We start from the raw sequence: 14249 nt of genomic DNA, 5'->3' as shown, positions 1-14249 counted from the left end.
CGCCATCCAGTGCTGTATCCCTTGATCCCTTACCACAAGGATCAAGGCTGTATCTTCAGCGGCTGGCTCCCCAGCCTCCGCTGAGCTAGCCACCCGCCATACTTCTTCTGGACGTCAGGGCCATCTGCGCCGCCTTCCCTGACGGATCTCCTCACCTTGATGAAGAAAGGGTAACGCTCCTACACAAGCAGGGGTCCGCTCCCTTCAGCAATCCGTCAGTGGCGAACACAGCACATCCGCCTCTGCTGTTTTCCACTCTTCAATTGTCAAGGTACACTACCTGACACACTCAGGCCGTGATCCTGTCAAACCTCATTTCCTTTCAGACTCCCCAGATGAGGGCAAACTCCCCCCTCACCTGGAGTAACTGGAAACACAGGGTGACTGGCACTGGCTGCCACGGTTGGCTCTCAGGCAGCCCACCAGCGATGAGCAGGATCGCCAGCTTTCGCTGAGTGGCCTCGCTGTCTTTGTTCTCTCTTTCCGCGAGGCGAGTGAGATTATCTCACAGCCTGGGCTGGCTGTCAAGGGGGTATGGGACCCTTTTTCAAAAATTCCCAAAAAAGGGGAGCGAGTCCCAGGAAAGGACTCGCTCCTGACAAGGAGGGAGGCCAAGGCCAAGCTCGAGGCTCAGGCGGTGGTCACGATTTCCCCGGCTTCCACCGTTGCGCGTCCTACCTTAGCCGGTGCAGTTTCCTTGAGACCAAAGGCCAGCAATGCACTGATAAGCATCCCCACAGCAGCTATCCACATTGGCGCCACGAGGCCCCAGTGATCTGCGGCCACGCCACCTAGCCAGGGGGCAAAAGTGCCACCCACTAGCTCGCCGATGAACTGAGTCAGTCCGACCGCGCTAGCCACCAGGCGGTATGGCAAGGATTCCCCGGGGATAATGACCAGGAAGAGCGGGAAAACTGCCTGACCAACGGTCGTCAAGAAGGCCACCACCATCATGGCCCCTACTGGCGCGCGCAACAGGGCTAGACAGACAGGGGATAGGCAGGCCACGAAAGCGAAGAGGATCAGCGTCGGTTTACGCCCCAGACGATCAGAGATGGCTGGACCAACGAACCCCCAGACAAAGGTTCCTAAACCTACCGCCGACATAATGAGACCCATTTCATCGGGTGAATAGTGACTGACTTCCGTCAGAAAGGTCGGAGCAAAGGTGGTAAAGGCAAAGAGCCAGGTCATCGAGGAGATGGCTATCAACACACAGAACCACATGTTGCGATGGCGGAAGACCGCTCCGATATCCGCGAGGCGTACCTTTGTATGGGCAACTGCTTCAGCCTCTTGGGCGGTTCCTCGACCAGGCTCACGCATCCACTTGAGCAGCACAAAGAACATGATCAGCCCAGGGACCCCTACCAGATAAAAGGCCTCATGCCAGGAGTAATGCACAGCAATCTGAGTGACGATGATCGGCGTCAGAAATGAGCCAATCAACCCCAGCGAGCTTTGAACAAAACCAAGGTTAAAACCCCGACGCTCCGGCGTCGAGGCGGCGATCACACTGGCCTGCGCCAGCGGCAGCACCGGCCCCTCAGAGACCCCCATGAGGCCGCGCACGAGGAGCATTTGCCAAAAGTTGCGGGCCAGACCCGAGAGAAATGAGAAAAGCGAGAAGGCAAGAGTAATGGGCAACAATACTTTCTTGCGCGAGCCTACCAGGTCAGAGATCGAGCCAAAGATGAACCCCGAGATCGCCCAGCAGACAGCAAGCACGGAGGCGATCAGTCCAATCTCAGCATTGTTCAGTTTGAGGTCGGGGGCTATGAAGGGGAAAAGGTAGACAATGCTGAGTCGCTCCATAAAGACGAAGCCGAAGGTGAAGAACATCATGAGAACGACACCGTTCTCATAGCGGAAAAAGGTTCTCTTCTGCGGCGAAGCCATACCAGCAAACTCCTTTTTCTTGTCTGCTCGTTCGCTTGTTCGCTTGACGCTACGAATAACGCATCGGCCTACCTCGCGATTCGGGTCTGAGCATGCCTTTTACCGACCAAGCGAGGAGTGCCTTAAACGGCGACCCTGATCTACCCCTCTGAGATCCTGTGAGGCACACACTGCCTCTAGCGGACAGTGCATCGATCCTGGTTGTTCGACCCGATCCACGCATGGCCTTGCACTCAGCATTGAGGCAGGCTATAAACCTGACAGACAATCCAGGTCCTGGCCTCTCCTTTACCTATGGCTGACTGTTAGGCCACGACAGCAACGGCGTGGCTCTCCTGGCCATGTTCCTCTTTTGCGCCGCTGATCAGCACAGCTCATCTCTTGATCAAGACCACGCTCTTCTGCCTTACATGGCACCTCCTTTTCTCAAGCTTTGTCGAGTCGACGTAAGAGGACACGATAACTTTGATCGGCCTCATTCTCTTCTCCCACTGCTACCTGGCGGCTTCCACCCTGAGCTGCTAAACCGGTTAGCCGCTGAGCAGACCAACGCAGCCGCCGGGCTGCTCCCCCAGCCACGAGGGGATCAATGCCTAACTCAGCCAGAGTCGCTGCCGCCTCCGCCAGCTCATCTGCCCGGCGCTGAGCATGACGACCATGACGCTCAAGCAGATAGATACCAAGGTCACCTAGGGGCCTATCAGGGAAAGAGACATTCAGCGAGGCCAGAACCTGCTCGGTGATTCCCGCCTTTTCAGCGGCTAGCAAAGCTTCGAGAAAGAGGGCTTCCATGCCTTTGAGCACAACGCTGCGACACATCTTGAGCGTTGCCGCTGCTCCTAGCGGCCCTTCCAAAATCTCTATGTTCATGCCATAGGGCCTCAGGGCTTCACGCAGATGTGCAGCTCCTGGCCCATCAGCTACGAGTGGAACACGATGGCGCAATGGCGGCACGGCAGACATAATGGCCACACTGGCATAGCTGGCAGCGGGAGCTGCCTGGGCGATCACTCGCCCAATCTCGGCCTTGAGGCGTGGTCCACAAGAATTGAGATCAGCGTAGAGGGTCCCAGCTCGCAGATGGGGAGCAATCTCACGCGCCACTGGCAGGGCTGCACGAGCAGTGACCAATGAGAAAATAAGATCAGCCTGTTCAGCCAGTTCGGCCAGGTTGCTTACAAGGCGCACCCCATAGCGAGCTGCCCGCTCAGAGAGGGCCTGATCGCGGGCAAGATCATAGGCAAACAGCTCGCAGCCCCCTTGCTCAGCCAGTCCCGCCGCAATTGCGGAGGCAGCTTCTCCAAAGCCGAGAAACCCCAGGCGCATAGGCTAACCCTCCCAGTCGTCATAGCGTACATAGGCGACGCCAAGAGCTTTCAGCTTAGCCCGCAAACCATAGAGGTCAAGGCCTAGCTCACCCGCGGCCAGCCGCTCCCGAGTGGCATTCTCTCTGGCGGTGCGCGCAGCCGCCTGGGCCACGGTCTGGGCTAAAGCCTGGCGTGGCACACAAACCACCCCATCGGCATCGCCCAGGATTACATCACCAGGCTTGATCAGAGCACCTCCACAGACGACCGGTATATTGACAGCGCCAGGAGTTCCCTTGACGGTGCCACGGGCAGAGATCGCCCGCGACCAGACCGGAAAACGCATCTCGCTGAGTGTCGCGACATCGCGTACCCCAGCATCGATCACCAGACCGACTACTCCATGCGCCCGCGCCGAGGTGGCAAGCAGCTCGCCGAACATGCCATCTGTTGAGGGGGCTTCTGTTGCAACGACCAGTACGTCACCAGGCTGACAAACTTCAATGGCGGCATGCACCATGAGATTGTCGCCGGGCGGACAGAGAACGGTGACAGCAGTCCCCGCAACACGTGCATCGGGATAGATGGGACGCAGATAGGGCTGTAACAGTCCCTCCTTGCCGAGGGCCTCGTGTACGGTGGCCACACCATAGGCGGCTAGTTCTTCGACAAGCCCCGCTTCTGGGCGCGGTACGTCTGTGACGATGACGGGCCGCCTCATACAAATTCACCTCCCACTGTGGGGTAAATCCGCTGGTAGGCCTCAGCATAGATGACGCGCTGGCCGGAGTTCCGGCCCGCCTGCACGCCACGACGCTTGGCGACATCCGTGTAATAGGCCCACAGGTGTTCTTGTGCCACCATACATTCCATCGCCTGGCGCTTCTTCTCAAAGACTGGCGTGATGTCTAGCAAGAGATCAATGCGAAAGCCACACTGCTCAGGCTGGTGCGGCTCGTAGAGAAAGACCTGTGGCGCCCCAATGACAGGATAGGGCGAGGGATAACCATGCGCTTGAGCCAGAATGCGGCTCTCTAGTACGAGCTGGGTCGCGCGCGGATGATCCGTGTTATAAGGGTCGTGCAGAGAATGGGTCAAAATGATGTCAGGTCGATACTGGCGAAACTCCTGAACGAGGGCATCCCGTAACTCGGGCGTCACATCAAGGGGATAATCCCCAGCGTCAAGGAAACGCACCTCGGCACCGAGAATGGCCGCAGCTCGCTCGGCCTCTTCACGGCGAATGGCTTTGATTTCTTCAAGGGTCTTGCCCTCTTGCCATAAGCGTGCTGACTCACCTCGCTCTCCAAAGGAGAGACAGAGCACCCGTGTGCGCCAGCCACGCTGCGCATAGAGGGCGATAGCTCCTCCAGCACGCCAGACAAAGTCGGCAGCGTGGGCACTCACTACCATCAAGGTACCACTATCTGCAGCCTTAGGCCTCATAGACACTCACTCCTCTTTCAACCAAAGGACTGGCTCGACTACTCACTAGCTGCTAGCCTGACCGACTTCCAGAGTCTGCCCCCCTGCTCCGTCCTTTTTCCTAAACCCGCCCCAGCTAGAGCGCCGCCCAGGCCGGCGAGCAATGGCCGTCACTCTGCTTCTTCCCCCGCCACCAACCAGGCCGGGTTCTCCACCAGCATGCGCCGTACTTCACGGGGCGTGAAACCAGCCGCGAGTAGGCGATCAGCAAAATCGAGAAGACCGGCGACAACCGGCGGATTAGAGCGCTGGCCCAGATCGGATGAAAGGACAGTCCGTTCTGGACCAACCGCGCGAATGGCAGCAAAGAGCATTTCCCAAGTGCATTTCTTGGTATAGAAAGTGGTATAGCAGCCTTCGATATAGGCCCCCATATCAGCCAGGCAACACTGATCCTCAATTGAGAGGGCCTGCGAGGGAAAGAGAGCGTGAGTGACTACTACGCGCTTAATGCCTCTCTCTCGTGCAGCCGCTACGACGGCAAAGATTTCATCTCGTGCCAGATGCCCCGTGGCTAAGACCATATCGTACTCGGCTACCCGGGCAAGACAGGCCCATACCTCTGAGCGAAGGTCTCCCTTTTCGTCAAAGACACTGAGCGGCTCGGGAGCATAGCCCTTAGCGCGAATCTCCGCCTGAATATGGCACCAAAATGGCTGGTGCCGCTCGCCACGAGCCGCCTGCTTCTCCGGCGCCTCGTTGGCTGCGTCGACGGTAGGCAACCAGACGATGCGAGTACCGGCTCGGCCAGCGATATCAACCGCCACAGGATTGAAACCGCCAACGGCGTGATTGAGGGCGATAGCTCCGAAGACCTGTGCCCCAGGAACCGCAGCAGAGACAACCTTGGCGCGTTCGACGGTAGGAAAGTAGTGAGACTTTAAGACAAAGCCTCGCCAGCCCAGGGAGACAAACTCGCGCGCCAGCGAAAGATCATCAGTGCTGCGTTCGATTAAGTCCGGCTCAATATGCAGGTGGATATCAATGGCACCGGTCAGCAAGTGAATAAGGTCCTCACGCTCTCTGTTAATCAACCGCTTCACTCTCCTCTACGCTTTGCTGTGACTCGTGCTGAGCGAAGTTTGCACGATCTGGCTCTCCGTCAGCGCGTCCTTCTGTTCATGCTGCCTAGCTAGCCGCCTGTGGGCGCCATCAGAGACCTGATTTCAGGCGTCGGAAGGTCTCACAGACCCCTGAGAGGTGGGCGCGCATGGCCTGCTCAGCAGCATCGGGATCATGGGCGGCAATTGCCTCCACTACTGCAGTATGCTCAGCCAACGAGGTCGCTGGTCGACCGGGAGCCAGAATCGTGCGATACTGATAACGCACGCTCTGCGAGCCAAGGGTTTCTAGTAATCTGGCCGCTGTACGGTGACGAGCGGCATCCGCAATCGCGCGATGCAAAGCCGTATTGAGAGCTGAGTAAGAGACGAGGTCGCCCTGTTCTATACAGGCTCGCATCTGCGCCAGGAGACCACGCATCTGAGCGAGCTCATCCGGCTGGGCCCGCAGAGCAGCGAAGCGTGCCAGGAGTGACTCTATCGCGGTACGCGCCTCTAAGATTTCTAGAGCCTCTTCAGGAGAGACAAAGCGAACGCGTGCTCCGCGATTCGGCTCACGCACTACCAGGCCTTCTTGCTCCAGGCGAGCCAGCACAGTACGAATGGTAGCGCGGCCCACTCCCAGGCGCGCCACCAGGTCAAGTTCGATGAGACGCTCATTCGGCTGCAGCGTGCCGTCAATGATCCAGTCGCGAAGACGCTCATAGCAGGCCTGTTCATTCAAAAGCTGAGTTCCCATCTTCCTCAAACCACCGGTGTACCATAGGTATGGAAGGTCTCAACTGTCTTGTTCCCCCAGGCTTGACCGCGCGCACGCTCCTCCTCCGTCCAGGTGATCGGCTTCCAGTCGGGAGCCAACACAAGGTAGCCGCCAGAGCAGACCTCAATGCGGTTTCTGCCAGGCTCATAGACATAGACAAAGTAGGTCTGATTAATTGCGTGCTTGCTGGGGGCAAATTCAATGAAAACGCCGTGATCGACAAAGAGATTGGCCGCCCGCCAGATCAGTTCGTTGGATTCGACATGAAAAGCAATGTGATGCAGGCGTCCCCGAGTGCCAGTCGCATCCTGTGTGTAGACCAGATCGTAAGACTTGTTGGTAGCCCGGTACCACAGCCCTGGACGTCGACCATTATTGAGGAGAATCTGCTCAGTCAGGCGCAGACCCAGGTAGCGCTCGACAAATTCGCCATCAGCCTCGGCGCAGGAGGAAAGGAAATTAACATGGTCAAGAGTCTTAACCCCCACTCCGCGCCCAGTCAACTTCTGCGGCTGGTTCTTGAGAGCGGGTCGCAGGTGAGCAGGCGGTTGATAGTACTCGGTCTCATAGTAGAGTTCCAGCAGATGCCCATCGGGGCCACGGAACTGATAGGCCCGGCCATGACCGACGTCCCCTTCAATCCATGTTCCTCGAAAGCCCCCTTGCTCTAGGGCGGCAACGCGTCGCTCGAGCGCCTCTGGACTCATCGCCCGCAGAGCAGTGTGACCAATACCAGCATGCTCATGTGCGGTCAGCTTGAGCGAGTACTGCTCGTAGTCGCCCCAACAGCGTAAATAGGCTGAGCGTCCAAGCCGGGCGACTTCTTCCATGCCCAGGACCTCAACGAAAAACCAGAGGCTCTCGTCAAAGCTGGGGGTTAATAGCTCAACATGCCCCAGGTGAGCAATGTCAAAGCAGAGCGCTTCGGACATGGCTCAGGAACCTCCTTTGTAGCGGGTCACGCCTCCCGATAACCGCGCTGCAGAGCGTGCACGCCAGGCTACCTTGCCCAGCAGCACTCTGTTACCAATCTTGCTGACAAAATTGCTAACAATAGTCGATGTAACAAGAGCTGGCTCGCTCTGTGCAGATGGGACCTCCGTAATATCGCTCTTCCCACTCTGGGCTGATCAGCTTAGCAGCGCAGCTATAGCTGACCTGCGAGCCGTATGCCTCCTGCTCAGCAATCATGCCAACAAAATTGTTAACAATGCTCTCGCAAAGAAAAAACAGATAAAGCAACACATCTCTGTTGAGGAGCGCGCCTTGTCCGGCGCTGCTCCTCAGTTTTTAGGAATTATAGCATATTTTTGCCGTTCAGTCAAGCCAGAGTTGCCTGCGAGTTGCCGCCAGTAGCGAACGAGTGTGCAGGCAAGCAGCAAGCAAGCGACTAGCGGCCCGGCGCTGCATTGTGGCCAGGTCCCTTCTGCTGGGGCCTGGGGGCATTCGGGGCGGCAAAAGCAGCTTGCCACTGCAGGCGTAACTCCTGAGCGCGGGCAAAGAGCTCATTCAAGTGGGGATCGCGGGCCGCGATCCGATCGCGCAAACGGGAGAGCGTCAGCAGATACTCATTGAGACTGCGCACCAGGGCCTCACTATTTGTCAAGCAAATATCGCGATACATCTCGGGGCTACCGGCAGCCAGACGCGTCATATCTCGAAAGCCGCTGGAAGCTAGTAAGGCGGCATCGCCCCAGGACGGAGCGTCGGCGGCAGTGGTCATGAGCGCGATTGCTGCTACAAAGGGCAGGTGGCTGACATAAGCGACCTGGCCATCATGCTCCGCCGGTTCAAGGAAGCGGATGCGGGCCCCCAATGCTTCTACGAAGCTGGCCACCTTATTGACGGCGCTCGGGCGCGTACGTGCTGTTGGTGTCAGACAATAGATACGTCCCTGGAAAAGACTGGCATCGGCAGCTTCGACTCCGCTGACCTCCTTCCCGGTCATTGGGTGTCCACCGACAAACGAGACGGTCTCAGGCAGAAACTCCTCTGCCCAACTAATGACCTGAGCCTTCGTGCTTGCAACATCGGTAATGACCGTTCCGGGGGTCACGCAGCCGGCCAACTGCTGTAAGAGGGTTCGCATCGCTCCCACAGGAGTCGCCAGTACCACCAGTTCGGCTCCGCGCACAGCATCAGCCAGAGAATCATAGGCCTGATCAATGGCCCCTACCTTGCGCGCACGCTCACAGACACCGCGCCCCAGGTCGTAGCCAGTCACCTCCTGAGCGGCCCTGGCTCGATGGAGGGCCAGACCAATGGAGCCGCCAATCAATCCTAATCCGACGATCGCTACGCGCTGAAACATAGACTATCCTCACATCAGTGCAGCAAGAATGACAATACTGCTTATTGTGTATAACAGAACAGCCGAAGTGACGGGAGCAACAACAAAGTCGACACTATCAGGAGGAGGCAGCGCTTGCTGGCAGGCAGCCGGTCAACAGCTAAGCCACAGCATAGCTAAAAGTAGGGCAAGCTTTCCAGCCAGGCCACCCCATCGGGACCGATAGCGGCCCCCAGCATAGCGGTAACTTCATCGCTGAGTAGGGCACGCTGCTCCTTGCGATACTCGCGCAGAAAGCGCGGCAGGACCTCGGGACCGGCACGTTTCAAGAGGTCAAGGGCAAAACGCTCTAACAACAGATCGAAACACAGGTAGTCTTCCGCTGAGGTCTCCTCATCCCAACTGAAACTGCGAATGGTCACCGGCGTCTTTCCATCGTCCTCCGCAAGGAAGATTTCTGCGTATAGCTCATGCAGGTCACGGTTGACTACGTCTTGCTGGCCATCGAGGCGATGGGAGAGCCAGAGCGCAGCAAACTGCAGTTGCCATTCATCAGCCCAGAGTGGATAGTCCTCCGGCCAGGGACGTGGATCCTGCTCTAAAAAGGCATAGGCCAGCTCATGGTAGAGGAGAAAGGCCAGCTTCTCGGCTGTCGGCTCACCGATGATAGGGTCAAGCTGCGTCGGCACGACTAGCGAAGGCGGCTCAGTCGCATTAGTAAAATAGGGCAGCCGCGTCTGTGCTTTCCCCAGATCCTCATCATGAGGCACCTTCTCCCAGTCAGCCGGCGCGACCAGGATGATCTCCAGCTCTGGCAGCGGCAGATTGAGCAGACGGCCCAGCTCCTCCGCCGCCTGATTGAGTTTCAGCAGGAGATGCTGCGCTTGCTGCTCATACCCCCGTGGATAGTAGAGCAGAAAGCTATCCAGCAGTGTCCGATAACGCTCATAGGGGAATGACATGATCTTCTTTCTTCTCGTTGTAGTCTTCTAGCGGGCCAGGGACCCTGCGACTCCAGGCTCCTGGCTAGATCAGCCAGCAGAATGCTACAATTGCTGCCCCGTTGCTGTAAGACGATGATGGGCCGACCGGGAGCAGGCAAGCGCTTGTCTTAGGTTCTCCTCCCTACTGGGCCCTGCCTGGCTCTGAGCGCGTGCCGGAGGATGCTGCTGGCTCCTTTCCTTCCGGCAAAAGTTGCTCATCTTTTGCCTCGCTGACATAGCGCTGCAGCTCCTCAGCGGTCCTCTCACGGCGGAAACGCCGATAGAACTCCTGATAGAGCTGACGGAGACGCCGAGGTGTTAGGCGCTTGCCGCTATCATAGTATTCCAGCGCCACCTGACCGATAGCCCATGTGCCCGCCGCCGCGATGGCCCCAGCCACCAGGTCGCCCCCAATGGGTACTGCTTTGGCCGCCTGCTCTGCCAGGTAGCGGAGGCCAGCTCCCCCAGCCATTGTCAGCACCAGCTCACGGGCATGGCGCATCGCCTCACTTGAGGAGATCGGCTCCCCATAGAGCGCGGCCAAACGCAGGACGAGACGCACCTGTGTCCCCAGAATGATGGGGATATCAATAAAGGGCACCGGCTCGAGGCCAGCGGCTAAGCTGAGCAGTGTGGCGTTGCGAATGATGCGCTGGGCTGCACTGCGTCGAAAGGCGGGTAGCTCTCGCCCTATGACAAGAGCCGCCTCGGGGCTGGCTTCAATGATGGCAGGAATCAGCTCCTCGGCAATATTCTGACCACTTTGGGCCGAGATAGGTATCACGCCAGCCACTCCCAAACGTACAGCTATCTCGGTCGCCAGACGATCCCCATCCAGACCGCTCGGCAGAGCATCAACTTTGTTCACTGCAATGACCGTGGGCTTGCCCAAGGCTTTGACTTCGTTATACAGCTCACGATCCTCTGCCTGGAGACCACGTATGCCATCAAGCAAGAGCAGAATAACACTCGCTTGCTCCAGCGCCTCCCGCGTGATTTCGGGCAGATGGCCCGGCGTGTCGATGAGGGTGAAAGGGCCAAATTCGGCAGGTACGAGCGTACGAGTGGTTCCGGCTTCGGGCGACACCAGGGAGATGTTCTTGCCCATGATCTTGTTAAAGAGGGTGCTCTTGCCGGCGTTGGGCCGCCCAACGATGACCACTGTGTTGCTGAGACCGGCCATCACTTCCTCATGCGCCTGCTTCCAATTGATCGCTCGCATGAAAGCCTGCATGAGGGCCAGATTGGCTGGTAAATTCTTCAGAACATTAACGCCCAGCTCGCGCATGCTCTTCGGGCGGTTACTCTTGCGAAAAGCTCGTGGGAGCAATTGCTCCACAATATTCTTCTTGGTCGTTTCCTCGCTCGCTGAGGAATTTGATTTTTTCTGGGCCACGCGCGTCGTCCTTCCCTGTGCTATTCGTGCCTCAATGAAAGAAAAGCTGCGACCTCAACAATGCCGCTTTTCGTAACCATTATAGCTCTTGCGCCCAGGTGAGGCAACCGCCAGGGCACCCTGTACGTCCTCACGACGCCGCCCGCTCGTCGTGTTTCATTGCGCTGGCCAGCGACCAGCCACGCGACGTGAACCGGCTCACTCTCACTCCGGACGCAGATGGTTCGCTTCCTACCTCCCTCTCTCTTCATTTCCTACCACGCAGACGGCCCAGCTAAGGAGACGCCTCCCGACCAGTTTGGTCAGCAGAAGCCGACGGACCCTGTAGGACAGAGGACGGGTAGAGGGAGGTAGCCACCCTACCCGCCAGTAAAGAAGGACCCGTCAAAGTCTCGAGACGTCAGACTCAGTCTAACACTCCTCAGCCAGCGACTCCTCTCGCCTCTTGTAGCGGCAGTACCACCTCGTCAGCCAGACGAGCGACGAGATCAGGTGCATATGGAGGGCGCAGGTTCAGAATCAGGTGCGTGGCACCAGCCTCGATGAAGGCCTGCAATGTTGCACGCAGCGCCGCCAGCGGACGCGTCAGATCAACGGGGAGCTGAATCGAGCGCTCGATCTCGCGTGGATTGCGTCCGAGCGCAGCACAGTGCGCCTCTAACACGGCCTGCTTGCGGCGAAATTCGTCAACATCGCTACCATTATAATTCCAGACCGAGGCGTAGCGCGCAACGACGCGCAAGGTCAGACGCTCGCCGCTGCCGCCAATGATAAAGGGCGGGTGGGGCCGCTGCTGCGGCTTCGGTTCGCACGGCGCTTCGTACAGGCGATAGTAGTTGCCCTCGAAGGTGACACGTGGCTCCGTCCAGAGCCGTTTGATGACTTCACAGGCTTCTTCCAGGCGCCGGATACGCTCGCCTGTCGAGTAGAATGGTAGGCCATAGGCACGATGCTCACGCTCAAACCAGGCGGCCCCGAGGCCAAAGTCGAGCCGCCCTCCCGAGATCAGGTCAAGCGTGGCTCCCATCTTTGCCAACAGCGCAGGGTGACGATAGGTGTTGCCCGCTACCATTAAGCCCAGACGCAGCCGTTGGGTCTGGGCCGCCAGGGCCGTGAGCAGGGTCCAGCCCTCTAGAATAGGGCCGTGACTCTGGTCCTCCGGACCGAGCGGGATAAAGTGATCGAAGAGCCAGGCATGTTCAAACGCCGGCTGGGCATCCGCCTCCCGCCAGACCCGCACGATCTCCTCATAGCTCACAAACTGCTGCGCCGTCTTGATGCCGAAACGCAGCCTCGCCTTTCTCTCATCCATTGTACAGTGCTTTCAAATGAGTACGTGCTCCGCCTCAATCTGCGGCTCAGACACGCTCTAGCGGGATGAAACCGAGCGTGCGCAGAACATTATTCATGACTTGCGCCGTGGTCCGTACGATCCAGGCACGGAAGGCTTTAACGCGCTGATCCTCTTCTTTGACAATAGGGGGCGTATGCTCGTAGAAATCGCTGAAGTGCGCGGCCAGGTCATAGGCGTAGGCGGCCAACAGATTTGGAGCCAGATGCCGTGTTGCCTCGGCCAGGCGTCGCGGATAGGCGTCAATGTGACGCAGCAGCTCCCATTCACTCTGCTCCAGGGCAGGTGGCAATTCCTCCAGCTTTTCGGGGACCTCATAGCCGCTTTCCTGCAGGCGGCGTAAGATGCTATTCGCGCGTGCGTAGGCATACTGAAGATAGACCCCCGTGTCTCCAGTTGGTCGGAGTACTTCCTCCATATCGAGGGCGATCACCTGCTGCAGGCTAAAGCGGATCATAAAGTAGCGGATCGCCGAGGCCCCCAGAATGGCCGCTGTCTCGTCAGGCAAGTCAGGCTTGACCTCCTTCATGCGCGCGATAGCTGCATTGATCAGGTCATCAGCCTTGATCTCGATGCCCTTACGCCCCGACATCGGATAGAACTCGCGTCCATCGGAGGTATCCACGCCTAGACTGGCGGCTGTTGCAGCGGAGAGCGTTACGATCTCGTAGGCCAGATGGGTTGAGTTCTTCGCCTGCTCTTCATAGCCGAGGCGACGCAGGCTCTCATAGACCACCTGCTGAGCATAGGACTGGCGCACATCGATCACATTGATGACACGCTGCGCATGCCCAAAGCGCAGAGGATCGCCCTCGTTGTTGGTCTCCTGCTGGCGTGTCGGCGTACGCATCGTCCAGAGCAGGCGCCCGTCATGCTGGCGGCCCCAGGGCACAAAGGTAAAGTGCACATCGAAGGCTGGATCATCGGTCAGGCCAAACTTCCAGAGCTGGTAGGCGATATCCTTGGCGGTATAGGTTGCCGTCCCATCGCTCTTGACAAGCACCTTGTCTAGCGTGTGCTCGCTCTCTTCGTCCTGAGCTTCGCTATCGCCAAAGGGCAGAATCCAGCATCCAGCCAGTTTACCACTCTCGGGGCGCCGCAGCAGACCGCGATTCTTGAGGACCTCAAAGGTTTTCTTCCAGAGACCACTGTGGAGAATGGCCGACTCCCAGGTGAGCAGGTCGTAGGAGATGTTGAGCCGAGACATGGTCTTGAGGTGCGCCTGCACAATGCGCTGGGAGATATCGGCCGCCAGGGCGGCGTAATCAGTCTCTCCTTCTGGCTGACTTCCTCCCCCCTCACTGCCGCGCTCAATAGCCTGCAGTACAGCGCGACGCCTCTCTAGCAGCTCCGGCTGCTCATCGTAAGCCTTGCCTACGGCAACGTAGACACGCGAGCAGTAGTAGTCAAATGACTCGCCCGGCAGCGGCTCATCGCCCTCGGGCAGATGGAGCCGCCCCTCTTTGAGCAGAGAGAAACCGACGACAACATCGGCCACCTGGACACCTGTGTCATCGATGTAGTTCTGAGCTTCAACCTGGTAGCCCTGAGTTCGCAACATCCGCACCAGGGTATCCCCCAGACATGAGTTGCGCAGGTGGCCAACGTGAGCCGCTTTATTACTGTTGATATTGGTATGCTCGACGACGATCTTGGTGCCTATCCCTACCTCGCTCTGCCCAAAATCAGGACCAGCCTCCAGGACACGTACCATGAT

12 protein-coding genes are annotated in these 14249 nt (G+C 58.3%); all 12 read right to left on the bottom strand.

The annotated features are described in order from the left end of the window. Positions 1-630 precede the first annotated feature (630 nt). On the bottom strand, positions 631-1899 hold the full coding sequence (locus IRZ24_RS08530) for an MFS transporter (protein ID WP_297162526.1): 1269 nt from the start codon (positions 1897-1899) through the stop codon (positions 631-633). A gap of 426 nt (positions 1900-2325) precedes the next feature. Next, a complete protein-coding gene (locus tag IRZ24_RS08525; RefSeq protein ID WP_297162522.1) occupies positions 2326-3225 on the bottom strand; it encodes an NAD(P)-dependent oxidoreductase in 900 nt (299 codons plus the stop codon). 3 nt (positions 3226-3228) lie between these two features. Further along, positions 3229-3927, bottom strand: coding sequence for a 4-carboxy-4-hydroxy-2-oxoadipate aldolase/oxaloacetate decarboxylase (locus tag IRZ24_RS08520; RefSeq protein ID WP_297162519.1), 699 nt, complete (start codon positions 3925-3927; stop codon positions 3229-3231). Then, positions 3924-4652 (bottom strand): PIG-L deacetylase family protein, encoded by a 729-nt coding sequence (locus tag IRZ24_RS08515; RefSeq protein WP_297162516.1) that lies wholly within the window; start codon positions 4650-4652, stop codon positions 3924-3926. The genes IRZ24_RS08520 and IRZ24_RS08515 overlap by 4 nt, the downstream gene beginning before the upstream one ends. A gap of 149 nt (positions 4653-4801) precedes the next feature. Beyond that, positions 4802-5725: a DUF6282 family protein gene (locus tag IRZ24_RS08510; protein WP_297162513.1), complete on the bottom strand. Its 924-nt coding sequence runs from the start codon at positions 5723-5725 to the stop codon at positions 4802-4804. A gap of 118 nt (positions 5726-5843) precedes the next feature. Beyond that, complete coding sequence (locus IRZ24_RS08505; protein ID WP_297162510.1) at positions 5844-6491, bottom strand: GntR family transcriptional regulator; 648 nt, start codon at positions 6489-6491, stop codon at positions 5844-5846. Between the two features lie 5 nt (positions 6492-6496). Then, positions 6497-7444: a VOC family protein gene (locus IRZ24_RS08500; protein WP_297162507.1), complete on the bottom strand. Its 948-nt coding sequence runs from the start codon at positions 7442-7444 to the stop codon at positions 6497-6499. Positions 7445-7902: 458 nt separating this feature from the next. Continuing rightward, positions 7903-8823: a prephenate dehydrogenase gene (locus IRZ24_RS08495; protein WP_297162502.1), complete on the bottom strand. Its 921-nt coding sequence runs from the start codon at positions 8821-8823 to the stop codon at positions 7903-7905. 155 nt (positions 8824-8978) lie between these two features. After that, entirely contained in the window at positions 8979-9764 is a 786-nt protein-coding gene (locus tag IRZ24_RS08490; RefSeq protein WP_297162500.1) for a hypothetical protein, read from the bottom strand. 163 nt (positions 9765-9927) lie between these two features. Further along, positions 9928-11181: a GTPase gene (locus IRZ24_RS08485; RefSeq protein ID WP_297162498.1), complete on the bottom strand. Its 1254-nt coding sequence runs from the start codon at positions 11179-11181 to the stop codon at positions 9928-9930. Between the two features lie 421 nt (positions 11182-11602). Then, positions 11603-12493 carry an LLM class F420-dependent oxidoreductase gene (locus IRZ24_RS08480; RefSeq protein ID WP_297162495.1) on the bottom strand — a complete coding sequence of 297 codons (891 nt, stop codon included), beginning with the start codon at positions 12491-12493 and terminating at the stop codon, positions 11603-11605. Between the two features lie 46 nt (positions 12494-12539). Beyond that, positions 12540-14249: arginine--tRNA ligase (gene argS, locus IRZ24_RS08475; protein WP_297162492.1), on the bottom strand; the 1710-nt coding region annotated here is incomplete at its 5' end.

Origin of the sequence: Thermogemmatispora sp. (genome assembly GCF_019683755.1) — a bacterium.
In the GTDB taxonomy this organism is placed as follows: Bacteria; Chloroflexota; Ktedonobacteria; order Ktedonobacterales; family Ktedonobacteraceae; genus Thermogemmatispora.
The sequence above is the reverse complement of the archived record's forward strand: the minus strand, read 5'-3'. Positions and strand labels throughout refer to the sequence as shown.